Annotated in this window: 22 protein-coding genes; 20 read left to right on the top strand and 2 right to left on the bottom strand. The window is 41.0% G+C overall.

The genetic code is table 11. From position 1 onward, the window contains the following. Positions 1–107 precede the first annotated feature (107 nt). On the bottom strand, positions 108–401 hold the full coding sequence (locus INF28_RS02620; RefSeq protein ID WP_226391920.1) for a hypothetical protein: 294 nt from the start codon (positions 399–401) through the stop codon (positions 108–110). Positions 402–658: 257 nt separating this feature from the next. Here INF28_RS02620 and fucO point away from each other — a divergent pair, with 257 nt between their 5' ends. Next, positions 659–1,813 carry a lactaldehyde reductase gene (fucO, locus tag INF28_RS02615; RefSeq protein ID WP_226391919.1) on the top strand — a complete coding sequence of 385 codons (1,155 nt, stop codon included), beginning with the start codon at positions 659–661 and terminating at the stop codon, positions 1,811–1,813. Between the two features lie 60 nt (positions 1,814–1,873). After that, on the top strand, positions 1,874–2,755 hold the full coding sequence (locus INF28_RS02610) for a putative ABC transporter permease (RefSeq protein ID WP_226391918.1): 882 nt from the start codon (positions 1,874–1,876) through the stop codon (positions 2,753–2,755). Between the two features lie 114 nt (positions 2,756–2,869). Here the strand turns inward: INF28_RS02610 and rpmB are convergent, their stop codons facing one another. Continuing rightward, positions 2,870–3,058 carry a 50S ribosomal protein L28 gene (gene rpmB / locus INF28_RS02605; protein ID WP_226391917.1) on the bottom strand — a complete coding sequence of 63 codons (189 nt, stop codon included), beginning with the start codon at positions 3,056–3,058 and terminating at the stop codon, positions 2,870–2,872. Between the two features lie 323 nt (positions 3,059–3,381). Between rpmB and hprK the strand changes: the two genes are divergently transcribed. The 18 genes from hprK to INF28_RS02515 all read left to right on the top strand — a co-directional run bounded on the left by hprK (position 3,382) and on the right by INF28_RS02515 (position 23,405). Further along, entirely contained in the window at positions 3,382–4,311 is a 930-nt protein-coding gene (hprK, locus tag INF28_RS02600; RefSeq protein WP_226391916.1) for an HPr(Ser) kinase/phosphatase, read from the top strand. Between the two features lie 30 nt (positions 4,312–4,341). Beyond that, positions 4,342–5,052 carry a phosphatase gene (locus INF28_RS02595; RefSeq protein ID WP_226391915.1) on the top strand — a complete coding sequence of 237 codons (711 nt, stop codon included), beginning with the start codon at positions 4,342–4,344 and terminating at the stop codon, positions 5,050–5,052. A 13-nt stretch (positions 5,053–5,065) separates the two neighbouring features. Beyond that, entirely contained in the window at positions 5,066–5,983 is a 918-nt protein-coding gene (gene murB, locus INF28_RS02590) for a UDP-N-acetylmuramate dehydrogenase (protein ID WP_226391914.1), read from the top strand. Between the two features lie 64 nt (positions 5,984–6,047). Continuing rightward, entirely contained in the window at positions 6,048–6,908 is an 861-nt protein-coding gene (rapZ, locus tag INF28_RS02585) for an RNase adapter RapZ (protein ID WP_226391913.1), read from the top strand. A 1-nt stretch (position 6,909) separates the two neighbouring features. Beyond that, positions 6,910–8,007 (top strand): gluconeogenesis factor YvcK family protein, encoded by a 1,098-nt coding sequence (locus INF28_RS02580; RefSeq protein WP_226391912.1) that lies wholly within the window; start codon positions 6,910–6,912, stop codon positions 8,005–8,007. A 17-nt stretch (positions 8,008–8,024) separates the two neighbouring features. Next, a complete protein-coding gene (gene whiA, locus INF28_RS02575; RefSeq protein ID WP_226391911.1) occupies positions 8,025–8,921 on the top strand; it encodes a DNA-binding protein WhiA in 897 nt (298 codons plus the stop codon). 34 nt (positions 8,922–8,955) lie between these two features. Next, complete coding sequence (locus INF28_RS02570; RefSeq protein ID WP_226391910.1) at positions 8,956–12,417, top strand: DNA polymerase III subunit alpha; 3,462 nt, start codon at positions 8,956–8,958, stop codon at positions 12,415–12,417. Between the two features lie 18 nt (positions 12,418–12,435). After that, positions 12,436–13,446 (top strand): biotin--[acetyl-CoA-carboxylase] ligase, encoded by a 1,011-nt coding sequence (locus INF28_RS02565; protein WP_226391909.1) that lies wholly within the window; start codon positions 12,436–12,438, stop codon positions 13,444–13,446. 27 nt (positions 13,447–13,473) lie between these two features. Then, positions 13,474–13,791, top strand: a complete 318-nt coding sequence (locus tag INF28_RS02560; protein WP_226391908.1) for a hypothetical protein — start codon at positions 13,474–13,476, stop codon at positions 13,789–13,791. 3 nt (positions 13,792–13,794) lie between these two features. After that, positions 13,795–14,265 carry a zinc ribbon domain-containing protein gene (locus tag INF28_RS02555; protein WP_226391907.1) on the top strand — a complete coding sequence of 157 codons (471 nt, stop codon included), beginning with the start codon at positions 13,795–13,797 and terminating at the stop codon, positions 14,263–14,265. A gap of 253 nt (positions 14,266–14,518) precedes the next feature. Beyond that, entirely contained in the window at positions 14,519–15,136 is a 618-nt protein-coding gene (locus INF28_RS02550; protein ID WP_226391943.1) for a sugar transferase, read from the top strand. 187 nt (positions 15,137–15,323) lie between these two features. Then, on the top strand, positions 15,324–16,430 hold the full coding sequence (locus INF28_RS02545; protein ID WP_226391906.1) for a glycosyltransferase family 4 protein: 1,107 nt from the start codon (positions 15,324–15,326) through the stop codon (positions 16,428–16,430). Then, positions 16,427–17,746: a nucleotide sugar dehydrogenase gene (locus INF28_RS02540; protein WP_226391905.1), complete on the top strand. Its 1,320-nt coding sequence runs from the start codon at positions 16,427–16,429 to the stop codon at positions 17,744–17,746. The genes INF28_RS02545 and INF28_RS02540 overlap by 4 nt, the downstream gene beginning before the upstream one ends. A gap of 2 nt (positions 17,747–17,748) precedes the next feature. Then, positions 17,749–18,723, top strand: a complete 975-nt coding sequence (locus INF28_RS02535) for an SDR family oxidoreductase (RefSeq protein ID WP_226391904.1) — start codon at positions 17,749–17,751, stop codon at positions 18,721–18,723. 5 nt (positions 18,724–18,728) lie between these two features. Continuing rightward, on the top strand, positions 18,729–20,612 hold the full coding sequence (gene asnB, locus INF28_RS02530; RefSeq protein ID WP_226391903.1) for an asparagine synthase (glutamine-hydrolyzing): 1,884 nt from the start codon (positions 18,729–18,731) through the stop codon (positions 20,610–20,612). A gap of 30 nt (positions 20,613–20,642) precedes the next feature. Continuing rightward, positions 20,643–21,776, top strand: a complete 1,134-nt coding sequence (locus tag INF28_RS02525; RefSeq protein ID WP_226391902.1) for a glycosyltransferase — start codon at positions 20,643–20,645, stop codon at positions 21,774–21,776. Then, on the top strand, positions 21,773–22,300 hold the full coding sequence (locus INF28_RS02520; protein ID WP_226391901.1) for an acyltransferase: 528 nt from the start codon (positions 21,773–21,775) through the stop codon (positions 22,298–22,300). Before INF28_RS02525 ends, INF28_RS02520 begins: the two co-directional genes overlap by 4 nt. A gap of 28 nt (positions 22,301–22,328) precedes the next feature. Then, complete coding sequence (locus INF28_RS02515) at positions 22,329–23,405, top strand: glycosyltransferase (RefSeq protein ID WP_226391900.1); 1,077 nt, start codon at positions 22,329–22,331, stop codon at positions 23,403–23,405. Position 23,406 lies beyond the last annotated feature (1 nt).

Genomic DNA, 23,406 nt, shown 5'->3' with positions numbered 1-23,406 from the left:
AAAAAAACAGGGAAATCATATAGGAACCTAAAAATACATAGAAAATGGCAGCCGTTTGTATGCGGCTGCCAAAATGATTCTAGCGTGGTCAAATATGATATCGCTTGCTATTCGTGTATGAATTCCTCCGGACTGAGCTGCCGTATGCTGGCAGAAAGAGGAGGCAGTTTTTCCATCGCATATACTTCAATGGAGTCTAATCTGGATGACCAGTTTTCATCGTCTGATACAGGGGTTATGTCCTGAAGACTACTGAGCTTTTCCTCCAGATTTTCAATTGCGATTAGAGTAATATTCTCCAATTGTTCTACCTCTTGTTTCAGTGCTTGAAGGTTTTTGTCATCGGAGGAATTTATGATTTGACTGTCCATTGGAATCACCTCTGTTGTTGAATTGTTCATATCTTGTAATATTTCTGTAACAATTATACATTGTTTTAGTCTAAATGTCAAGAGGCGGGTGGAGAATATGCACTTAAAAATGAGAATAAAATGTGCGTTGTTACAGATATATTATTTTTTAATGGAATTTGGTTAATTTCCTAAAAAAAACGGATGGTTTTTGTCTATTTTATACTGGATTTTTTAAATTTCTTATGTTATAATGACAAAGAAGCCAAAGGGCTGTATTTGATTTTTTAACCAAAGGAGGATAAAAAATGGCAAATCGTTTTATTTTGAATGAAACATCGTATTTTGGTGCAGGCGCGAGAGAAAATGCCGTTACAGAAGTGAAAGCGCGCGGACTGAAAAAAATTTTATTTGTAACAGATAAAGTTTTGCTGGACTGTGGTGTAGCAACTAAGGTTACACAGTGTCTGGAAGAAGGCGGCGTTGCGTTTGAAATTTATTCTGAGATTAAGGCAAATCCTACAGTGAAAAATGTGCAGGATGGCGTTGCCAAATATAAAGAATGTGGTGCAGACGGCTTGATTGCAGTCGGTGGCGGAAGTGTTATGGATACGGCAAAAGCAATCAGCATTATCATTGCAAATCCTGAATTTGCGGATGTTGTTTCTTTAGAAGGTGTTGCGGATACTAAAAATAAAGGTGTTCCGTTGATTGCACTGCCTACAACCTCCGGTACTGCTGCAGAGGTTACCATTAACTATGTTATTACGGACGAAGTACATAAAAAGAAAATGGTTTGCGTAGATCCCCATGACATTCCGGTTGTTGCTATTGTAGACAGCGAATTGATGATGGGAATGCCTAAAGGACTTTGCGCTTCCACGGGGATGGATGCGCTGACCCACGCTATCGAAGGTTATATTACACCGGGGGCGTGGGAGCTTTCTGACATGGTGGAGCTGCGAGCTATTGAGTTAATTCATGAGAGTTTGTACAACAGTGTGAACGGAGATCCCAAAGCGAGAGAGACTATGGCTTTGGCGCAGTATATTGCTGGTATGGGATTTTCTAATGTGGGTCTTGGTATTGTGCATTCCATGGCGCATCCGTTGGGAGCGTTTTATGATACACCCCACGGTGTAGCAAATGCTTTGCTTTTGCCTTATGTACTGGAATATAATGCGGAATCTCCTGCAAAACCCAAATATCGCGCGATTGCGAAAGCGATGGGCGTTGAAGGTACGGAGAAGATGACGGAAGATGAAGCGGTAAAGGCGGCAATCGATGCGGTTCGTGCTCTCTCTTTGTCTATTGATATTCCGCAGAAGTTAGGTGAAATCGGTGTGAAAGAGGAAGATTTGCAGGATTTGTCAGTTGCGGCGTTTAATGATGTTTGCACAGGCGGTAATCCGCGTCCCACTTCTCCTGAAGAAATTCTTGAGATTTATAAGAAAGCTTTTTAATGGTTGTTTCATATTTGGATATGATTGCAAAAAACCCGGATCGTTACCGAATCCGGGTTTTTGGATTTAGACATAATGGATGTGATAAGATTGTCTGCTTTGTATTCTTATATATGGTATTTTTTAATTTATTCCTGCCTGGGCTGGTGTGCGGAAGTAGCATTTGCTGCAGTCAAAACAGGAAAGTTTATTAACCGTGGCTTTTTGAATGGACCGGTATGTCCAATTTATGGCTTTGGCGTTTGTTTGGTGGTCTTTTGCTTGACTCCTGTAGCGGATAATATTTTATTTTTATTTTTGGGATCCGTGATTTTAACTTCTGCGATAGAATATTTTACGGGGTATGTACTTGAAAAGGTATACCATCAGCATTGGTGGGATTATTCCAAACGACCGTTTAACTTCCGAGGGTATATTTGTCTCCAATTTTCCCTGCTCTGGGGGGTTGCCTGTGTTTTGATCCTTAAACTGCTACACCCTGCGGTGTATAAATTGGTGGCTTGGATACCCGGATTGCTGGGTGCGACTTTGGTCGCGGCACTGCTCAGCGCATTGGTGATTGATTTTGCAGCGACTGTTATGGATCTACAACGGTTCCGTCGTGCTATGAAAATGGCGGCAGCGGTGAGTGCGCGGCTGCGTGCTCTGTCAGATGATATGGGTGAAAGTATTTCGGACGGTGTGATCACTGCGGTGCGAAAAAAAGAAGAATTTCGAGTTGGATTGGATGCATACCGCTTTGAGAAAAATGAAAAGCATTTGCAAGATAAAGCGGATTTGCTTTTGGAACTTTATACTCTAATTGCCCGAAGTGAGGTTAGTAGACAGCGATTGATGCAGGCTTTTCCAAACTTGAAGCGGGCAGGGAGTTATGAGCGTTTGGAGGAGTTAAAACATATATTGCGGCAACGGATGCTCAATCGAAAAAAAGAAGAGGAGTAAAAGGAAAAACTGTTTCCACTATATAGGGAAACAGTTTTTTAACAGTTTTATCTACGGTTTACAACAATTGCCGGTTTTGCCCAGGCGTGGAAATATAATTTAAAACGTGTAAAACTATACAGCGCGGTTAACCTTGCCTGATCTTAAACATCTGGAGCAAGCATACACCCGTTTGGGAGTGCCGTCAACGATTGCTTTCACTCGTCTTATGTTGGGCTTCCAAGCCTTGTTTGCTCTCCGGTGGGAGTGGGATACCTTAATACCAAAGGTAACGCCTTTGCCGCAAATTTCGCATTTTGCCATATAGATACACCTCCTTAGTACCGTAAAACTTAAATCCAACTCGAACTATTATAGCAGAAAGCCATGGAGAATGCAAGCGTTTTTTGTAAATTTTTTTATTTTTATCTCGTCTGTTTTTGTTGTAGGCAAAATTATACGAAAATCCTTAGAAAATGCATAGGGTTTTTGTTGTTTTGTTTCCCTTTTGATTGGCTTGGACTGTGGGATTTTCCCTTGCCAAACAGAAAAATTCATAGTATAATATTATAATGTATCATAATATACTTTAGAACACATTTGAAAATACCGAAAGATAAGTAAGGTATAATAAAGAGGTGGAGCAAATGGAAAATTTTAGCGTAGAATTGTCCAAGGTTGTGAACGAAATGAAACTGGATAAGTTATACTATCCTGATCGGGAAATTATGGTGGAAACAGCGGATTTGAACCGCCCTGGACTACAGATTACAGGTTTTTTTGATTATTTTGATCCCCGGCGGATTCAAGTATTTGGAATGGTAGAGAATACCTATTTAGCGACGCTGACCTCAGAGGAGAGATATAACTGTTTAAAGCGGCTGTTTGAAAAAAATGTGACCGCGGTGGTATTGACCAGAAATGGAAATGCATCGCCAGAAATGATGAAGCTGGCAGAGGAATATGATACACCTGTTTTGCGTTCTTCGCATCCGACCTCTTATTTTACCAGTACATTGAATGCTTATTTGAATGTGGAGTTGGCACCTCGGATTACCCGGCACGGCGTGCTTGTGGAGGTTTATGGTCAAGGCGTACTGATTATGGGTGATAGCGGCGTTGGGAAAAGCGAAGCGGCTGTTGAACTGATTAAGCGCGGACACCGGCTTGTGGCCGATGATGCTGTGGAAATTAAAAAAGTTTCTTCAAAGTCTCTAGTTGGCTTTGCGCCGGATTTGATTCGGCACTTCATTGAGATTCGCGGTATCGGTATCGTGGATGTGAAAAATATTTTTGGTATGGGCGCAGTAAAGGATTCCGAGAAGATTGATCTGATCATTCATCTGGAGGCCTGGGAGCACGGAAAACAGTATGACCGGCTGGGATTGGTAGATGAATATACTAACATTTTAGGCCTGGATATTCCGTCGCTGACTATACCTGTCCGTCCTGGACGGAATTTGGCTGTTATTTTCGAGGTAGCGGCTATGAATAACCGCCAGAAAATGTTGGGCTATAATGCGGCTGAGGAGTTAAACCGTAGAATTGCCGAGCGTATGAGCGGTTTTGGAAATTAAGATAAGCTTATTTTGGAGGCATAAAGTAAAATGAAAATTTTGGTAGATACACATACGCATACCAATTGCAGTACGCATGCATTTGGTACGATCATGGAAAATCTGGCTATGGCAAAGAAAAGGGGACTGGAAATGCTTTGCATGACGGATCATGCCCCGGCATTGCCTGATGCGCCGCATATATGGCATTTTCAAACCATGCATGAGCTTCCCAGAGAGGTGGATGGTGTAAAATTGCTGTTCGGCGTGGAAGCAAATATTCTTGATGTACAGGGGCATTTGGATATTCCCGAATCAATGCAGGATCAAATGGAAGTAATGGTGGCTTCGATTCATGCGCCCTGTTATCCGCCTAAAACGGTGGAGGAACATACACAAACTTGGCTTCATGTATTACAAAATCCCTATGTAACGATTCTGGGACATAGTGGACATCCATCCTTCCCTTATGATTATGAGACGGTGGCGGAAGCGGCGAAAAAATACAATAAATGTATTGAAATTAATAATCATTCCTTTAGCGTTAGACATGGCAGCCGGGAAAATTGTATGAAAATTGCTGAAGTGTGTAAAAAAATTGGGACAAAAATTGTGGTTAGCTCGGATGCGCATAACAGTTTTCAAATTGGCGTATTTGATCATGCTCTTGAGCTTTTAAAAGAAGTGGATTTCCCTGAGGAACAGATTATGAACCTTACGGCGGCGCGGTTTACTGATTATTTAAAGGAATTGCGCGGTTAGGAGGAAAATGGAAATGATAACAGAGGCAATTGTTAGATTAATTTCAGAGGTAGTGGGCGCCTCCATGGTATATGTCAATGAGCCCATGAGCCGGCATACAACCTTTCGTATTGGCGGACCGGCAGATTTATTGGTCGAACCTGCTAATGTCAATCAGACCGAGGCGGTGATTAAACTTCTTCGGCAGATGAAAATACCGTATATGATATTGGGAAATGGTTCCAATGTTTTAGTAGGAGATAAGGGCATTCGCTGTGTGGTTGTAAAACTTGGTAAAGAATTTGGAGCCTGTGATGTAATTGGGACGGTTGTGAAGGCCCAGGCGGGAATTAAGCTTTCCCGATTGGCTGGATTTGCTTTAGGCAACTGCCTGACTGGCCTGGAATTTGCTGCCGGTATTCCCGGAACGCTGGGTGGCGCGGTTTATATGAATGCCGGTGCCTATGGCGGAGAAATGAAAGATGTTGTTCGGCAGGTAACTTATTTAGATTCCATGGGACATCGCGGCACTATGACGGCTAAGGAGTGTGCCTTTGGATACCGTGATAGCTTTTTTGCACGGCATCCGGAGTGTGTCATTCTGGAATGCGAAATTCAACTGCAAAACGGTGATAAGGAGAAGATACGTGCCAGAATGGATGAACTGGCGGCAAAACGTGTAGAAAAACAGCCGCTCAATCTTCCCAGTGCGGGAAGTACTTTTAAACGGCCGGAAGGTGCGTTTGCGGGTAAATTGATTCAGGATGCAGGGCTGATGGGATTGCGTGTTGGCGGTGCATCGGTTTCTAAAAAACACGCTGGTTTTGTGGTAAATGACCAGGGAGCTTCGGCGGAAGATGTGCGAAAGTTGATTGCATTGGTTCAAGAAAAGGTGAAAGAAAAGTTTCAGATTGAACTCCAGCCTGAAGTTAAATTTATTGGAGAATTTTAACGCACAATAGTGGAGAAAGCCATATTGTAAAAAAAAGAAACTGCAGCAGGGGAGTGAATTGGATTTGAAAATCGTAATTATCACTGGATTAAGCGGTGCAGGAAAGTCTCAGGTTGTAAAAGTTCTGGAAGACATTGGCTATTACTGTGTAGATAATATGCCGCCGGAATTGATTCCCAAATTTGCGGAAATTTATCACCGGGCAGCAAATCCACAAGATAAAGCGGCTCTGGTATGCGATATTCGGGGCGGAAAATTATTTCAGGAGCTTTCCGGAAGTTTAGAACAGCTTGCAGAGCTTGGATATGACTATGAAATTCTGTTCCTGGAAGCCTCCGATGAAGTTTTAATTAAGCGGTACAAGGAAACGCGGCGAAGTCATCCGCTAGCAGGAGAGGGGCGTATTATTGAAGGAATTCGGCGTGAAAGACTTTTGCTGGATGAACTGCGGCATCGGGCTACCCATATTATTGACACTTCATTTCTTTCTACAGCGCAGCTAAAAGCGCATATTATTTCTATTTATGGCAGTGATAAGGATTTTGAAGGAATGATGGTACACGTGATTTCCTTTGGGTTTAAATATGGTATCCCGCTCGATGCTGACCTTGTCTTTGACGTCCGTTTTCTTCCCAATCCATTTTATATTCAAGAACTTCGGGATCATACCGGACTGGAAACCTGCGTACGGGATTATGTGATGGAATTCCCGCAGAGTGTAGAATTTTTGGAAAAGCTGGATAATATGATAGAGTATTTGATTCCTCATTATATTAAAGAAGGAAAGTCACAGTTGGTGATTGCCATAGGATGTACAGGAGGACATCACCGCAGTGTTACCATTGCGGAAGCTTTATATAAGAAAATTTCCCAAGCGGGGCATCATGTACTGATTTCTCACCGGGATATTCAAAAGGGTGTATAATATGGGTCAGAATCATAAAACACTGGGGGCGCAGGCAAAAATTGTTTCCATTGGCGGGGGTACAGGCCTTTCTACCATGTTGAGAGGATTAAAAATGTACACCGAGGATATTACAGCAGTTGTAAGCGTAGCAGATGACGGCGGCGGCAGTGGTGTTTTGCGTCGGGATTTAAATATGCCGCCGCCAGGAGACATTCGCAGCTGTATTTTAGCGCTCGCAAAAACGGAGCCGGTTATGGAGAAGCTTTTGCAGTATCGGTTTAAAGCGGGAAGCCTTTCAGGGCAGAATTTTGGGAACCTGTTTTTGGCGGCGATGAACGAGATCTTTGATGGAGATTTTGTTACCGCAGTACAGAAGGTGAGTGATGTCCTTCGGGTGCGAGGAAAGGTGCTCCCGGTGACGGATACTGATGTGGAATTGGTAGCCCAATTGGAAAGTGGACAGACGGTGACAGGAGAATCGGAAATTGGGCATTGTGTGCATCGGTTTGGAAGCCGGATTAAAAAAGTATATCTTCGTCCTAAGTATGGCAATATGCCGATTCACCTGGTTCCGGAAATTGCGGATGAAATCCGGTATGCGGATTTAATTACCCTGGGCCCTGGAAGCTTGTATACCAGCGTTTTGCCCAATCTGGCGGTGCAGGAATTAACGGAATGTATTAAACAATCCGGCGTTCCGGTGGTTTATATCAATAATATTATGACACAGCCGGGAGAAACGGACGGGTATACTGCCTTTGACCACGTGCAGGCTATTTTGGATCATACCTGCCCAGACTTCCTGGATTATTGTATTGTCAATACACAACCGGTGGATACACCGCTGTTGTCAAAGTATACAGAACAGGATTCCGAAGCAGTTCCGCTGGATGAAGCACGATTTGCGGGCACGTCTATCCGGTTGTTTAAGCGGGAATTGGTCGGAATTATACAGGAACGCTATATTCGGCACGATACGGATGTACTGGCGGATGCTATTTTGGACGTGGTCAATTATTCCCGGGCCAGTCGTGGAATCAGCGTCAGTGATGAGGGCGTGGTACTGTATCAACCCCGGCATAGAGAGTATCATGAAAAAACAGAGCCGGAAAATTAGGAAATGAGGCATGAGGCATGAAATCCTTTTCTCAGATGACAAAGGAAGAACTGTGCAAAGCAGAATATACCCGGGAATGTTGCCGACAGGCTGTGCTTGCCGGAATGTTGCTGCTGGGTGCAGTGATTACCAAAGAAAAAATACGGTTTGTGACTGAGAATGCCGATGTGCTTTCGGTGTATATGAATCAATGCGAGCATCAAAGGCTGGTACGCCAGAAGTTGCTTCAGCCCCCAGAGGCAGTCCGGTATTCTGCTGAATTGCGGGATGAAGAGCAAATTGCAGCTGTACTGGATCAGTTTCGGCTTTTGGATCCCGATACCGGTGTGATTCGCTATCGGATAGATCCGTTTCTGACTGAGAAGGAATGTTGCCGAAAAGCTTTTGTGCGAGGGGCTTTTTTAAGCGGCGGCACTGTTATTGATCCCAAGAAAAATTATAATTTAGAAATGGTTACGCCTTATTTAGGATTGAGCCGGGATATGCACCGCTTGCTTTTGGAATGCGGTTTTGATTTTAAAATGGTAACTCGTAAATCCAAATATGTTTTGTATCTGAAAAATAGTGAGGCTATTTCGGACTTTTTAACCTATATGGGTGCATATCAGGCTCAGATGGAGCTCTTGAATATTAAAATTGAAAAGGAAATCCGGAACGATTTTAACCGTACAGCCAACAGCGAGACAGCAAATTTAGAAAAAACGATCAATGCATCTGTCAGGCAGGTGCAGGCGATTGAGAAAATTCAGCGTACCCGCGGGTTGGATAGTCTGCCGGATGATTTGCGTGAAATTGCGGTGCTGCGTTTGAAGCATAAAGAACTCAGCTTAAGCGAGTTGGGAATGCTAATGAACCCGCCTTTGAGTAAATCAGGTGTGAACCATCGACTGAAAAAGCTGATGGAATTGGCATAGAAACAGTAAAACAGATGAGAAACGTGGTGAGAACATGAGTTTTGTACATTTGCATACCCATACTGCATATAGCCTATTGGATGGAGAAGGAACCATCGAAAAGTTGGTTGACCGTGCCAAAGAATTGGGACAGACAGCCATGGCAATTACCGATCACGGTAATATGTATGGTGTTATTGACTTTTATGAATATGCCCGAAAGCAGGGTATCAAGCCTATTCTTGGCTGCGAGGTGTATGTTGCCGCACGTTCTAGATTTGATAAAGTGCATGAGTATGATGCACAAAGCTGTCATCTGATCTTGTTGGCAGAAAATGATGTAGGTTATCATAATTTGATGAAACTGGTATCCATTGGCTTTATTGATGGATATTATTATCGCCCTAGAATTGATATGGAGGTGCTGCGTCAGTATCAAGAGGGAATCATTGCCTTGAGTGCCTGTATGGCAGGCGTTTTATCACGAAATATTTTGGCGGATAATTATGAGGAGGCAAAGCGCCGGGCTTTGGAATTTATTGATATTTTTGGTCGGGACCGCTATTTTGTTGAAATCCAGGACCACGGCATTTTGGAACAGAAAAAACTGAACCGCGGCTTGATTGCGCTGGCAAGGGAACTTGGTCTGCAGTTGGTGGCTACCAATGATATTCATTATGTGCGTCAGGAAGATGCGGTATATCAGGACGTGCTGATGTGCATTCAGATGGGCAAAACAGTGGATGATGAGGATAGAATGAAAATGTCCAGCGATCAGCTTTATCTGAAATCAGAAGAAGAAATGGAAGAGCTGTTTTCTGCTGTCCCGGAGGCTATTGACAATACCGTAAAGATTGCAGAACGCTGTAATGTGGAAATTGAATTTGGCAAGCTGCATTTGCCAAAGTTTACGGTTCCAGATGGCCTGACTTCTTATGACTATCTCTGTCAACTAACTGATCAGGGCTTTCTGGAACGGTATCCGGAGGATGACGGAACTGTGCGCCGGCGGCTTGTATATGAGCTGGAAACCATTAAAAACATGGGGTATGTGGACTATTTTCTTATTGTGTGGGACTTTATCCGTTATGCGCGAGAAAACGGGATCATGGTAGGCCCGGGAAGGGGGAGTGCGGCAGGAAGTGTAGTCTCTTATTGCCTGCATATTACCAATGTAGATCCCATTCGGTATGGCTTGATTTTTGAACGGTTTTTGAATCCGGAGAGGGTCAGTATGCCAGATATTGATATCGATTTTTGTTATGAACGCAGAGGCGAGGTCATTGATTATGTGAACCGAAAATACGGTGAAGAACAGGTTTGCCAGATTGTAACCTTTGGAACTATGGCGGCAAGGCTTGCAGTGCGGGATGTGGGGCGTGCCCTGAATATCCCTTATGGTATGGTGGATCAGGTGGCAAAACAGATTCCCATGGAACTGAAAATGACTATTGAAAAAGCCTTGCAGGTAAATTATAAACTGCGTGAAATGTATGATAGCGATGAAAAAATCAGGCATTTAATTGATACTGCCAAGGAACTGGAAGGCTTGCCGCGGCATACATCTACCCATGCAGCTGGTGTTGTAATCACTCGAGAACCGGTACAGAATTATGTCCCGCTTCAAAAAAACGATGATGTGATTACAACGCAGTTTACCATGACAACGATTGAGCGCCTGGGACTTTTAAAAATGGATTTTCTGGGACTCAGAACACTCACTGTGATTCGCGATGCAGTGGATCACGTTCGGCTTCAGCGTGGAGTTATTCTGGATATGGATCATCTTTCGTTTGATGACCAGGCTACTTATGAAATGATTTCTGCTGGGGATACCGATGGCGTTTTTCAGTTGGAAAGTGGTGGTATGAAGCAATTTATGAAGGAACTGCGGCCTGCTTCTTTAGAAGATATTATCGCAGGAATTTCTTTGTACCGGCCGGGCCCCATGGATTCTATTCCGTTATATATTGCCAATAAAAATAATGTGAGTAATATTCAGTATAAGCATCCCATGCTGGAACATATTTTGGATGTGACCTATGGCTGTATCGTTTACCAGGAGCAGGTAATGCAGATTGTTCGGGAGATGGGAGGCTATTCTCTGGGACGTGCGGATTTGGTGCGCAGGGCAATGTCAAAAAAGAAAGCAGACGTCATGGCTAAAGAACGTCAGAATTTTATTTACGGTACCGAAGAAGACGGGCAGATTGTGGATGGGGCCGTAAAGCGCGGTGTAGATGAAAAAACCGCTGCGTCGATCTTTGATGAAATGATGGATTTTGCATCCTATGCGTTTAATAAATCTCATGCGGCGGCATATGCTGTGGTAGCTTATCAAACAGCATGGCTCAAATGTCATTATCCGGTTGAATTTTTCGCGGCTTTGCTTACATCTTGTATTGAGCATACAGATAAGGTTACCAAATACATTGCTGTGGCGAAAAAACATGGGATTGTGATCCTGCCGCCAGATATTAACAAAAGTGGAAGACAGTTTTCCGTGGATGGCAGAGGTATCCGGTTTGGATTGGCCGCTGTGAAAAATGTCGGTGGAGCAGTTGTGGATGAAATTGAAGCCGAGCGGAAGGAAAACGGTGATTTTCTTTCGTTCCGTAATTTCTGTGGCCGAATGGCTGGAAGAAAATTGAATAAACGGGCGCTTGAAAATTTGATCCGCAGCGGGGCGTTTGACAGTATGGGCCTGAAACGAGCAGTTTTGATTCAAGTATTTGAAAAAGTAATGGACGATGCGGTGAGCCAGATGAAATCAGTGATGCCAGGGCAGATAGATATGTTTGGAATGCTGTTGGAGCAGACCGGACCGGAGGAAGACCACTTTCCTGACTGTGAGGAGTTTGATAAACGGGATATTTTGGCTATGGAAAAGGAATGTGTGGGCATGTACATTTCCGGGCATCCGTTGGACAGCTGCAAAAAACAGGTGGAGCAGTTTTCAACTGCTTCCGTGAGGGAAATCCAGGAAAACGAAGAACAACGTTTTAATATTGATACCAAGGTAAAACTGGCAGGCATTATTACGAATACCCGCAATCAAATTACACGCAGAGGAGAAATTATGCGGTATGTTGAATTGGAGGATCTGACAGGAAGCATTGAGGTACTGGTGTTTCCGGCTATGGTTCGGAAATTTGATGCTTTGCTGCAGGTAGATCAAATTGTTGCTATGGAGGGCAATCTTGATATTGCCGAAGATGCGCCTGCGAAGCTGCGCTTAGAAGCAGTACGGCCACTGAGTGAAGTGAAAAAAGAAAAATGGAATCCCTCCAGTACTAAGTTGTACATACGATTTTATAAAGAAAACGCAGACAAAGAAAAAGAAGTTCTGAATATTCTGAAAGCATCAGGAGGAAGTATTCCGGTAATTTTACGGTATGAGGACCGCAAAGAAACATTAATGGCGCCGAAAAGCATGTGGATTTCAGAAAACAGCGGTAAAGAGGAACAAATAGCGAAGTTACTGGGAAGTGAAAATGTGAAACTGGTTCAACGCTAAAAAAGGAAAGGATAAGAAATGCGTTCTAAAGAAGAACTGTTGAGAATATTGGAAAGCTGTCGGGGGAAAACGATATCTGGTCAAGAGGTGGCTGAAAAATTGGGAATGTCCCGTGCCGGAGTTTGGAAACAAATGAAAGCATTACGTGAAGAAGGATATGCCATTTCGGCTATTCGGAATAAAGGGTATTGTCTTCTGGATGCCAATGACAAGCTGTCGCTTGCTGGTATGCTTCCTTACTTAAATGATCCTAAGGCTGAAAACCGAATTTTTGTATTTGACACGGTAGACTCTACCAATTCGGAATTGAAGCGCATGGCGCTGAAGGGTGCAGTGTCCGGTACGGTTGTAGTTGCGGACCATCAAAGTGCTGGACGGGGAAGGTTGGGACGCAGTTTTTATTCTCCGCCTGAAAGCGGTGTGTATCTTTCGGTTCTTTTGCGCACCGGTTTGCCTGTGGAACGAGCGGTGCTATCCACTACAGCGGCTTCTGTTGTTGCCTGTAGGACCATTGAGAATGTCACAGGAAAACAGCCAAAAATAAAATGGGTCAACGATTTATATTTGCGAGGGCACAAGGTGTGCGGTATTTTAACAGAGGCAATAACAGATTTTGAAACCGGAACGGTGGAAGCACTGATTGTAGGAATCGGCATCAATTGCACTACGGTTTTTCATGGAGAACTGGAAAAAGTGGCAGGTTGCGTGGTGGAAGCCGGAGAAATACGGTCGATCCGTAATAAAATGGCGGCCGAACTGATTAATCAGCTGAATGATTTGGAAAATATGATGGCCACGGGATGTTTTCTAGATGAATATCGCAGTAAATCCATGGTGCTGGGACAAGAGGTATATATTTTGCAAGAACCGGGCAAATATTATACTGCGGTAGATATCGGACAGCATGGTGAATTGATTTTACGTGGTGCAGACGGTAAGAAAAGAACGCTCGAAAATGGAGAAGTGAGTATCCGTTTGACAAACAGTTTAAAAAGTGATAATATGTCGGAAAATGGATATACTAAATAAGAAACAAGTTGGAAAGGAGCGGGAGATATGCAGATGAGATGGTGGAAAAAGAATGCATTCCCTGTATTTGTACAAAAAGAAGCAAATCCATGGCCATGGAAAGTGCTGGGTGTTTTAGGCCTTTTGCTGGGTGCGGCCATGGCAGTGATTACCTGGGGGATGAAAAAGAAAAATGAAGAATATCGCGATGCTTTGATTCGGTTGAGTGATCAGCTCCCGGAGGATGAATGGAATGCTGCGGACGCGAAACAGCGTAGAGAAAGCTGGCAGAGTGCCCATGCGCCGGACAACAGGAAAACTGTGGAAGAACGTCTGGAAGATCAGAGGATTCGGGAAGGAATGTAAAAGATGAAAAATCATAATATTGCATCGATGGATTCGGTTTGCAGCCACTGCGGTGCGGTGAATCAGACGGGAAGTCATTACTGTGCCTTTTGCGGAGCTGCATTGGTAAAAGAAAATACAACGGTTCAGCCGAGGCGGGATGTGGTTCCGCCGGCTGATGCTTCTGTATCTGTACATACTAATTCAATACAGCCTGTGAGTGTTGTCCATGCACCTTCTGAAGCAAAGAAACCTTTTTTTACTCTCCTGGGTGTTTTGTCTTTTTTATCTGGAATTTTTGCATTGTGCATTATGATATTTGCAGCCTTATATAGTGGTTTTTTTGCGGCTGTGCTGGCTGTTATTTTTGGTGCGGTGAATTTGGGGCGTAAACGAGGCGGTGGACTACTGTCGGCAATCGGCCTTGGTTTAGGCATTTTTGTTGTTGTGATGCAGGGATTCTGGTCATTTATGTCCATTTTTTATTTTCTATAATAAAGATAACGTATCATTGATGTATATGATACGTTATCTTTGCTTTTAAAAGATGACGTAAAATGGGATATTTTGTTTAAAAAGTATTTATAACATGTTGACAAATAAACGAATTAAAGATAAAATTATAGAGTTGGAGTAATAAAATATGATTATATCTACAAGAGGTGATGTTATGATAAATCAATATCTTGAAAAAAAGGAAAATATATCTAGTGATTTATCCGATGATATGCCTTGTTATAAGAGTTCAATGTGTATTGTAAAGAAAAAAATATTTTATGCAGTCATAGTAAAAAGGTGTATAGATTTGGTAGTATCTTTTTTAGGACTTATTCTTTTATTGCCGGTTTTTATTATAATTTCTTTGATTATTGTGTTGGATGATCCGGGTCCAGTTTTTTTTAAGCAAAAGAGAATAGGAATCTATAAAAAAACATTTTATATACATAAATTTCGTTCTATGAAAACATCAACCCCAAAAAACGTCCCAACCCATATGCTCCTTAATCCAGAAGCATATATTACTCGTGTGGGCAGATTTTTAAGAAAATATAGTTTAGATGAATTGCCGCAACTGTGGGATATTTTTGTATCAAATTTATCCATAATTGGACCAAGACCAGCGCTGTGGAATCAGTATGATTTGATTGCATTAAGAGATAAATATGGAGTAAATGAGATTAAACCTGGGTTAACTGGGTGGGCCCAAATTAATGGGCGTGATGAATTGCCGATTGAAATAAAAGCGTGTTTAGATGGTGAATATGTTCAGAAAATGAGTTTTTTATTTGATTGCCGGTGTTTTTTTGCTACCATTTGGTGTGTATTAAAACATGATGGGGTGATAGAGGGGAAAATAAAACAGTAGAAAAAGATGTAGATGTTTCTAATTAGGAATTGAGTGTTTTAATGATGTTTTGAGACGTGCATTAAAACATGTCTAGTTATGAGCAATTTTAATATTTTATGTATGAATAATGTATTAGAATTACGGAAAATGTAAGGAATGTTTCGTATGTAAATCATGGAAAAGAAATAGAATGGATGCAACCTATATGAATAGAAAAATAGTGATTTTAATTAATCATAATGTGACAATCTATAACATGAGAAAAGAACTGGTAGAGCGATTAGTCAGTGATGGATATGAGGTTTATTTGTCATGCCCGTATGGTGATCGTATTTCACAACTTTCTTCTATGGGCTGTCACTTCATTGAAACAAATTATCAGCGTCATGGGAAAAATATGATTGCCGACTTTAAATTGTTCCTGAAATATAAAGGGATAATTAAAAAAATTCGCCCTGGATTTGTGCTGACCTATACGGTGAAACCTAACATTTATGGGGGAATGGCTGCGTCGTTTTGCCATGTGCCGTGCATTGCAAATATTACAGGCCTTGGGACTGCTGTGGAAAATCCCGGAATACTTCGTTGGTTGGTGCTGAGTTTATACAAATTTGCATTAAGGAAAGATGTTTGCGTTTTTTTTCAAAATATGGAAAACGAAGTTTTTTTTCAAAAACATAATATTGCGTTGGGAAGACATCGTTTGATACCAGGTTCCGGGGTAAATCTTATTCAGTATCGGTTTTTGGATTATCCTCAAAAAGATACGATAGAATTTGTGTTCATATCCAGGATTATGAAGGATAAGGGAATCGAGGAATATCTTCAGGCAGCGAAATATTTGACAAAGAAATACCCTGCTGTACGGTTTCATATTTGCGGTTTTTGTGAAGAAGCGTATCAGGGCAGACTGGAATCTTTATCAAGAGCAAATGTGATTTGTTATCATGGAATGGTACAGGATGTTAGAGAAGTCCTGCAAGAAGTGCATTGTTTGGTGCATCCATCTTATCATGAGGGAATGTCAAATGCAGTGTTGGAAGCTTCAGCTTGTGGAAGGCCCTGTCTGTGTTCGGATATTGCAGGCTGCCGAGAAATTGTAGAAGAAGGAATGACGGGTTTTTTATTCCCACCAGGGGATACGGAGGCTTTAATTGCCGCAATTGAGCGTTTTTTACAGCTCCCTGTTGAAATTCAGAAAAAAATGGGAGAAAATGCAAGGAAAAAGGTGGCTCGGGAGTTTGACCGGAATATTGTGGTCGAAGCTTACATGGAAGAAATCAATAAATGTTTGTCGGAGGAAAAACTGTGAATTTATATGAAAATATTATACATAGAACAGAAAAAATCTCAGTAATCGGTTTGGGTTATGTTGGTATGCCAATTGCGGTGGCTTTTGCTAAAAAAGCCGATGTAATTGGCTTTGATGTAAATCGAGAAAAAATTGAGTTGTATTGTTCTGGCGTGGATCCGACCAACGAGGTGGGAGATAGCACTATTGCACAGACTTTGGTACAGTTTACTGCAGAGGAAAAACGACTTAGAGAGGCAAAATTTCATATTGTGGCAGTACCTACGCCGGTTTATGAAGACCATACGCCGAATCTTACGCCGGTGGAGAGCGCAAGCCGTACTTTAGGACGCAATCTGACGAAAGGGTCGGTGGTCGTATATGAATCTACTGTGTATCCAGGAGTGACCGAGGAGGTTTGTGTGCCGATCTTGGAACAGGAGTCAGGGTTAAAATGCGGCAGAGATTTTAAAGTGGGGTACTCGCCGGAGCGAATCAATCCTGGGGATAAGGTGCACCGTTTGGAAACCATAGTTAAAATTGTTTCCGGTATGGATGAAGAGTCTTTGGAAACAATAGCCAAGGTATACGAATTGGTGGTCAGGGCTGGAGTCCATCGTGCAGAAAGCATCAAGGTCGCAGAAGCGGCAAAGGTGATTGAAAACAGCCAGCGGGATATCAATATTGCATTTATGAATGAGCTATCAATTATCTTTAACCGGATGGGGATCGATACAAAAGCGGTTCTGGAAGCCGCTGGAACGAAGTGGAACTTTTTGAAATTTACGCCGGGACTGGTAGGCGGTCATTGTATTGGCGTAGATCCATATTATCTCACTTATAAGGCAGAAAAAATGGGATATCATTCTCAGGTGATCCTTGCGGGACGCAGGATAAATGACGATATGGGAAAATATGTGGCAGAAAATGCGGTCAAGAAACTGATTCATGCCAATGTTTCGGTCCGGCAGGCAAAGGTGGCGATTTTGGGGTTTACCTTTAAGGAAAACTGTCCCGATACCAGAAATACTAAGGTGATTGATATTGTCAATGAACTTAGGGAATATGGAGTTGACCCTATGATATATGATCCGGTGGCGGACGCTGCGGAAGCACGCAGGCTGTATAATGTAGAAATGTCACGGGAAGCAGAGCTTTGTAATTTGGATGCTGTGATTTTGACGGTAGCGCATACGTGTTTTTGTGAAAAGGATTTTTCCTATTTCGAAGCTATGTTTAAACCTGGGAAGAATAATAGCAAAGTCATTGCGGACATTAAGGGAATTTTGGATAAAAAGACTGCGGAAAAGCAGAACTATATATATTGGAGATTGTAATTATGGGATATCAGAATGTTAAATTTGATGGGGGCAGCAGATTCTTAGTAACAGGTGGAGCGGGATTTATTGGCTCCAACATATGTGAAGCACTGCTTCGTATGGGTTATTTTGTGCGGTGCCTGGATAATTTTTCAACCGGAAAATGGGAAAACCTGACAGATTTCATGAAGAATCCCAATTTTGAATTGATGGAAGGGGACATCCGTGATCTTGATACCTGCCAAAAAGCGTGCGAGGGAATCAATTATGTATCGCATCAAGCGGCTTGGGGTAGTGTGCCAAGAAGTATAGAAATGCCGCTCCTTTATGAAGAGATCAATATCCGGGGAACACTTAACATGCTGGAAGCGGCAAGAAGAAGTGGGGTCAATAAATTTGTATATGCCTCCAGTTCCTCGGTTTATGGGGATGAGCCGAATTTGCCAAAGACTGAGGAGCGGATCGGAAAAGTGCTGTCCCCGTATGCGCTGACCAAAAAGGCCAATGAGGAATATGGAAGATTGTATCATAAACTTTATGGTTTAGAGACAGTGGGATTTCGCTATTTTAATGTTTTTGGCCGGCGGCAGGATCCAAACGGCAGCTATGCGGCGGTGATTCCCAAATTTGTCAAGCAGCTGCTCAGCGGGGAGGCGCCTGTGATCCATGGAGATGGGAAACAGTCGAGAGATTTTACTTATATAGAAAATGTAATCGAGGCGAACTTAAAAGGGATGAGATCTGGAAATGAAACGGCTGGCGAAGTATTCAATATTGCTTATGGAGGAAGAGAATATCTGATTGATATTTATGATAAACTGTGTCAGCTTTTGGGAAAGAAAATTACCCCTGTGTTTGGCCCGGAAAGAGCAGGAGATATCAAGCACAGCAATGCAGATATCAGCAAGGCAAAGCGACTTTTGGGATATGATCCGGATTATGATTTTGCCAAAGGCCTTGCTTTGGCTGTAGACTGGTATAAGGAGAATTTGTAAGGAAAATGTGTGGTATTGTTGGATTCATAGATTTAAAAAGAAAGCATTCCTTAGAAGAAGTTGAAAAGTTTGTGAGGATAATGAATGCACAGATTGTACACCGTGGTCCTGATGATGATGGGGTTTGGGTGGGAGATGGAGCTGCCTTTGGAATGCGGCGGTTGTCCATTATCGATTTAAAAGATGGACACCAGCCTATTTTTAATGAAGATAAGTCCAAATTGATTGTTTTTAATGGAGAAATTTACAATTACAGAAAAATCAGAAATGATTTAATCAAAAAAGGCCATTTTTTTTCCACAAATAGCGATACGGAAACAGCGCTCCACGCATTTGAAGAATATGGGGAACACTGTGTAGAGCATCTGGAGGGCATGTATGCTTTTTGTATTTATGATATAATAAATCATAGAGTTGTGTTATTCAGGGATCGGGCTGGAGAAAAACCTTTGTATTATTTTTGGAACGAAAATTATTTTATTTTTGCTTCTGAATTGAAAAGTATCATAGAAACCGGTATTGTGGAGAAAAGCATAGACAAGGAAGCTTTGGCGCAGTATTTTCAGTTGACTTATATCCCCTCGCCGTTAACTATTTTTAAACATGTTTATAAACTGCCGGCAGGACATTATATAAAATTTTTCCAAGGGACTATGGAAATAAAAAAATATTGGGATATGGAATACGATTCTGATAATATGATCTTAAACTATGAACAATGTTGCACAATGTTACGGCAGACACTTTTTCGTTCTATTGAGCAGTGTATGGTATCGGATGTCCCGATAGGAACTTTTTTAAGCGGTGGAATCGATTCGACAATTATTACGGGAATTGCGGCACGTCTTTCGGATAAACCAATAGATACATTTACAATTGGATTTAAAGAAAAAGATTATGATGAGAGTCAGCGGGCTGAAATAGCGGCACACTTTCATAGAACCAATCATCATATATTCTATTTGGATTATGATCATGCTTTAACAGAAATACAGAAGGTAATTGAAAACATTGATGAACCTTTTGCTGATTCATCTCAAATTCCTACTTATGTTGTTTCGCAGTTTGCCCGAAAATATGTGAAAGTTATCTTAACGGGAGATGCAGGGGATGAATTATTTGCAGGATATAATAAATATCTAATTGGAGTATACTCAAAAAAATATGAAAAAATACCTAAAGTGATTAGACAAAACCTGATCGAAAAAGGTATTCAAATGTTGCTGTATCAAAGTTCCATAAGACGAAAAGCAGAAAAAGTATTGGATAATACTTCGAAAGATATATACGATCAACGCATTGCACTGATGTGTTTAGGATTTAAAAAAGAAGAAATAACATATTTGTTCAATGATTATGACAAAGAAAAAATGGATCTTAAAAAGTTGATAAGTCCTTTCTATTTAAAAGATCTGGACGTGTTGGATGAGATTAGCCGTACTTTATATTTGGATTTTAAGGTTGTTTTGGAAGGAGATATGCTTACAAAGGTAGATCGAAATAGTATGCTTGCTTCTTTGGAGACGAGAGTGCCTATGTTATCAAAAGAAATGCTGACACTTGTACCGAGGATACCCATTGAATATAAAATCAATGAGAGAAAACGAAAAGTTATTTTAAAAGAAACGTTTGCCGATCTTATTCCTCGGCGATTGCAGCATGCGAGTAAGAAGGGATTTGGGGTTCCTGTCGATAGATGGTTAAACAGAGAACTTAAAACGGAATTGCTGTCGTATTTGCAGCCGGATCTTATAAAGAGCCAAGGCTTGTTTCGGTATGAATACCTTCGTAATCTTGCGGATGAACATTTTTCAGGGAAACGCAATAGAAAAAGTGAACTTTGGGCATATTATATTTTTCAAAAATGGTATTTAAAATATATGGTTTAACATAGGATGGACAAGATAGGAGAATTGTAGATGGCACAAGAAACTGTAGTTTATATTGGTGGATTTGAATTGCCTGATAAAAATGCAGCCGCACACAGAGTTATATCAAATGCTAAAATACTTAGTGAAATTGGTTATCGAGTTGTTTTTATAGATATAGACAGAAAATGCAGGTCGACAGTGTGCCAAAAAAATATACCTTGTCAAGGCTTTGAAAGATGGTCAAGAGGATGTAGCATACATAGATTCGTAAGCATTGACGCTTTTAAGAAAATATATCAGAATGATTCAAGCATAAAATGGGTTATTGCATATGATTTTCCATCTGTTGCGCTATATCGTTTGTTGCGGTTTTGCAAAAAAAGGAATATTTCCGTGATTGCTGACTGTACAGAATGGTATGGCTGTCAGGGTTGTAATATTGTTTCAAAAATTCTACGTGGAATCGATTCTTATTTGCGAATGAATGTGATTCATCCTAAGTTGGATGGAATGATTGTAATCAGCAGCTATTTGAAAAAATATTATAGAGAGAAATTGCCGGTTGCTTTGATCCCCCCTTTAGTAGATATGGAAGAGGGAAAATGGAAAAAAAAGCTAGTAGATGATCAACCCTTTTTACAATTGGTGTATGCGGGTTCTCCGGGAAGAAGTAAAGATCAGCTCCATAAAGTCGTTTTAGGATTAACAAAAGTAGACCAGAACTTTGTGTTTCAGATAATCGGGTTGACCAAGGCTGAGTATTTGAAAAACCATCCAGAAGATGAGATCAATTTAAAGGAACTTGATAAGAAAGTATTATTTTTAGGAAGGATTCCGCATTTACAAGTCATAGATGCCATAAAAAAAGCAGATTTTTCTATTTTTTACAGAGATATTACCAGGGTGACAATGGCGGGGTTTCCTACAAAATTTGTTGAAAGTATTTCCTGCGGTACCCCGGTTATTACAAATCGGACAAGCGATCTGGAAAATTATCTTGTAAATGGAAAAAACGGTTTTTTTCTTGAAGGAGAGATAGAAACATCCTTGCCGCAGATATTGAATCAAGATATGTCTGCCTTAAAAGATATAAAGAAAAATGTAAACCGGAACATGTTTGATTATCATGGCTATATTGATGAAATGCAAAAGATTTTTATTAAATTAGGTGAAGATTTATGAAAATTATGCGATTGATTCGAAAAATATATGGCAGAATTTTAGCTCGCTTTGATCGCGTCGGATATTTGCGGTGGATAGGTTTAAATTTTGGAGAAGATATACATATATATGGAAATCCATCTAAAATGTTTGGTACGGAACCCTGGTGTATTACGTTGGGAAACCATGTTCACATTACGGATGAAGTTAAATTTGTTACACATGATGGCGGAACATTGCTTTTTAGGCATTTGGTTCCTGATTTAGAAATTACCAAGCCTATTGTGGTAGGAGATTATGTATATTTTGGTACGCGGAGCATGATCATGCCTGGCGTTAAAATAGGCAATCAGTGTATTATTGCGGCGGGGGCTGTAGTTACCAGGGATGTACCAGATCATAGCGTGGTAGGTGGTGTTCCAGCCCATATTATTAAAACCAGTGAGGAATATTTCGAAAAAATTAAAAAGGAATCCTTGCATCTTGGGCATTTAGAATATGAACAAAAGGACAAGGCGTTGAAGAAATTTTATGGAGTCAAATAAAGATTATAGTGGTTATACGGAGTGAATCATGAGCGAAAAAAGAAAACCCAAAATTATGATTACTTTTCGTGAAGGCGGGCAAAACGGAGGACCGTATATTAGCCATCGGCGAATTATGGAAAGTAAGTTAAAAGAAAAATATGAATTTGTCCCTCTTATTATACCGAAAGGACGTTTGGGGATTTTAAATATCTTTAAACTTTGGAAAATGGTCAAGAGTATTAGAGAGACGCAACCGGATATTGTCCATTATGCAGGATTGGAACTGGTAGGATGGTATAGTATGTTGGCTTCTAAATTAGCCGGTATTAAAAATACTATTTTGGCGATTCATGGAAGTTCTTTGGAGGCAGCTTTTTTTCCTTGGTACAAACGAATTGTGATGAAGGCAATAGAAGTAATTACTTTAAAAAATGCTGCTATAGTGTATGGTGTCAGTGATTATGTCTCAAGTTGGAAAAGGAGTCAAAAATATACCAAGAAATATTATGGAACCATTTATAATTTACCTGGAGAGAGAGGTAAAATGCAATCTGACTTTAGAAAAAATATGGGATTTTCCGATGAAGATATTTTGATTGTTTCCACAGGACGAATTGAAATAGAAAAGGGATTTGCCACCCTTTTAAAAATGATAGTTGAACATTGGTGGGATTCTAATATTAAATTTATTATTGTTGGGGAAGGTTCGTATTTAGGACATATGAAATCAGTAATTTCAGCGGCTGATAAATCAACCCAGGTTTTTTTTATGGGATATCAGCAGGATGTGCGATCTATTTTACTGGGTTGTGATATTTTCGTTTTATGTACATGGCATGAGACTTTATGTAATTCGGTGGTAGAAGCGTCAGGGGTCGGATTACCCGTTATTGCAACAAATGTGGGAGGAATACCGGAAATTGTCAGTGACGGAAAATCAGGATTTTTGGTGGATAATCAAATAGAAGAATATATAACGAAGTTGAGGATTTTAATTGCAGATGAGAATTTGCGGAAAAGAATGGGACATGAGGCCAAGAAATTGATTGATCAAAAATTGAATGAAGAAACAATTATACAGCAAATAGATGAAGTATATTCGTATTTTGATAACTGGATGTGAG

It is taken from the genome of Ructibacterium gallinarum, assembly GCF_014982785.1.
Classification (GTDB): Bacteria; Bacillota; Clostridia; order Monoglobales; family Monoglobaceae; genus Ructibacterium; species Ructibacterium gallinarum.
Note: the sequence above shows the minus strand (reverse complement) of the source record. Positions and strands in the feature narration are given on the sequence as shown.

Bases quoted from the DNA above. Each gene is read 5' to 3' on its own strand.
- INF28_RS02545 (WP_226391906.1), top strand. From the start codon at position 15,324: ATGAATAGAAAAATAGTGATTTTAATTAATCATAATGTGACAATCTAT.
- whiA (WP_226391911.1), top strand. From the start codon at position 8,025: ATGAAATCCTTTTCTCAGATGACAAAGGAAGAACTGTGCAAAGCAGAA.
- asnB (WP_226391903.1), top strand. From the start codon at position 18,729: ATGTGTGGTATTGTTGGATTCATAGATTTAAAAAGAAAGCATTCCTTA.
- INF28_RS02560 (WP_226391908.1), top strand. From the start codon at position 13,474: ATGCAGATGAGATGGTGGAAAAAGAATGCATTCCCTGTATTTGTACAA.
- INF28_RS02525 (WP_226391902.1), top strand. From the start codon at position 20,643: ATGGCACAAGAAACTGTAGTTTATATTGGTGGATTTGAATTGCCTGAT.
- INF28_RS02580 (WP_226391912.1), top strand. From the start codon at position 6,910: ATGGGTCAGAATCATAAAACACTGGGGGCGCAGGCAAAAATTGTTTCC.
- INF28_RS02515 (WP_226391900.1), top strand. From the start codon at position 22,329: ATGAGCGAAAAAAGAAAACCCAAAATTATGATTACTTTTCGTGAAGGC.
- INF28_RS02520 (WP_226391901.1), top strand. From the start codon at position 21,773: ATGAAAATTATGCGATTGATTCGAAAAATATATGGCAGAATTTTAGCT.
- INF28_RS02620 (WP_226391920.1), bottom strand. From the start codon at position 401: ATGAACAATTCAACAACAGAGGTGATTCCAATGGACAGTCAAATCATA.
- INF28_RS02570 (WP_226391910.1), top strand. From the start codon at position 8,956: ATGAGTTTTGTACATTTGCATACCCATACTGCATATAGCCTATTGGAT.
- INF28_RS02555 (WP_226391907.1), top strand. From the start codon at position 13,795: ATGAAAAATCATAATATTGCATCGATGGATTCGGTTTGCAGCCACTGC.
- murB (WP_226391914.1), top strand. From the start codon at position 5,066: ATGATAACAGAGGCAATTGTTAGATTAATTTCAGAGGTAGTGGGCGCC.
- INF28_RS02550 (WP_226391943.1), top strand. From the start codon at position 14,519: ATGTGTATTGTAAAGAAAAAAATATTTTATGCAGTCATAGTAAAAAGG.
- hprK (WP_226391916.1), top strand. From the start codon at position 3,382: ATGGAAAATTTTAGCGTAGAATTGTCCAAGGTTGTGAACGAAATGAAA.
- INF28_RS02565 (WP_226391909.1), top strand. From the start codon at position 12,436: ATGCGTTCTAAAGAAGAACTGTTGAGAATATTGGAAAGCTGTCGGGGG.
- INF28_RS02535 (WP_226391904.1), top strand. From the start codon at position 17,749: ATGGGATATCAGAATGTTAAATTTGATGGGGGCAGCAGATTCTTAGTA.
- fucO (WP_226391919.1), top strand. From the start codon at position 659: ATGGCAAATCGTTTTATTTTGAATGAAACATCGTATTTTGGTGCAGGC.
- rpmB (WP_226391917.1), bottom strand. From the start codon at position 3,058: ATGGCAAAATGCGAAATTTGCGGCAAAGGCGTTACCTTTGGTATTAAG.
- INF28_RS02595 (WP_226391915.1), top strand. From the start codon at position 4,342: ATGAAAATTTTGGTAGATACACATACGCATACCAATTGCAGTACGCAT.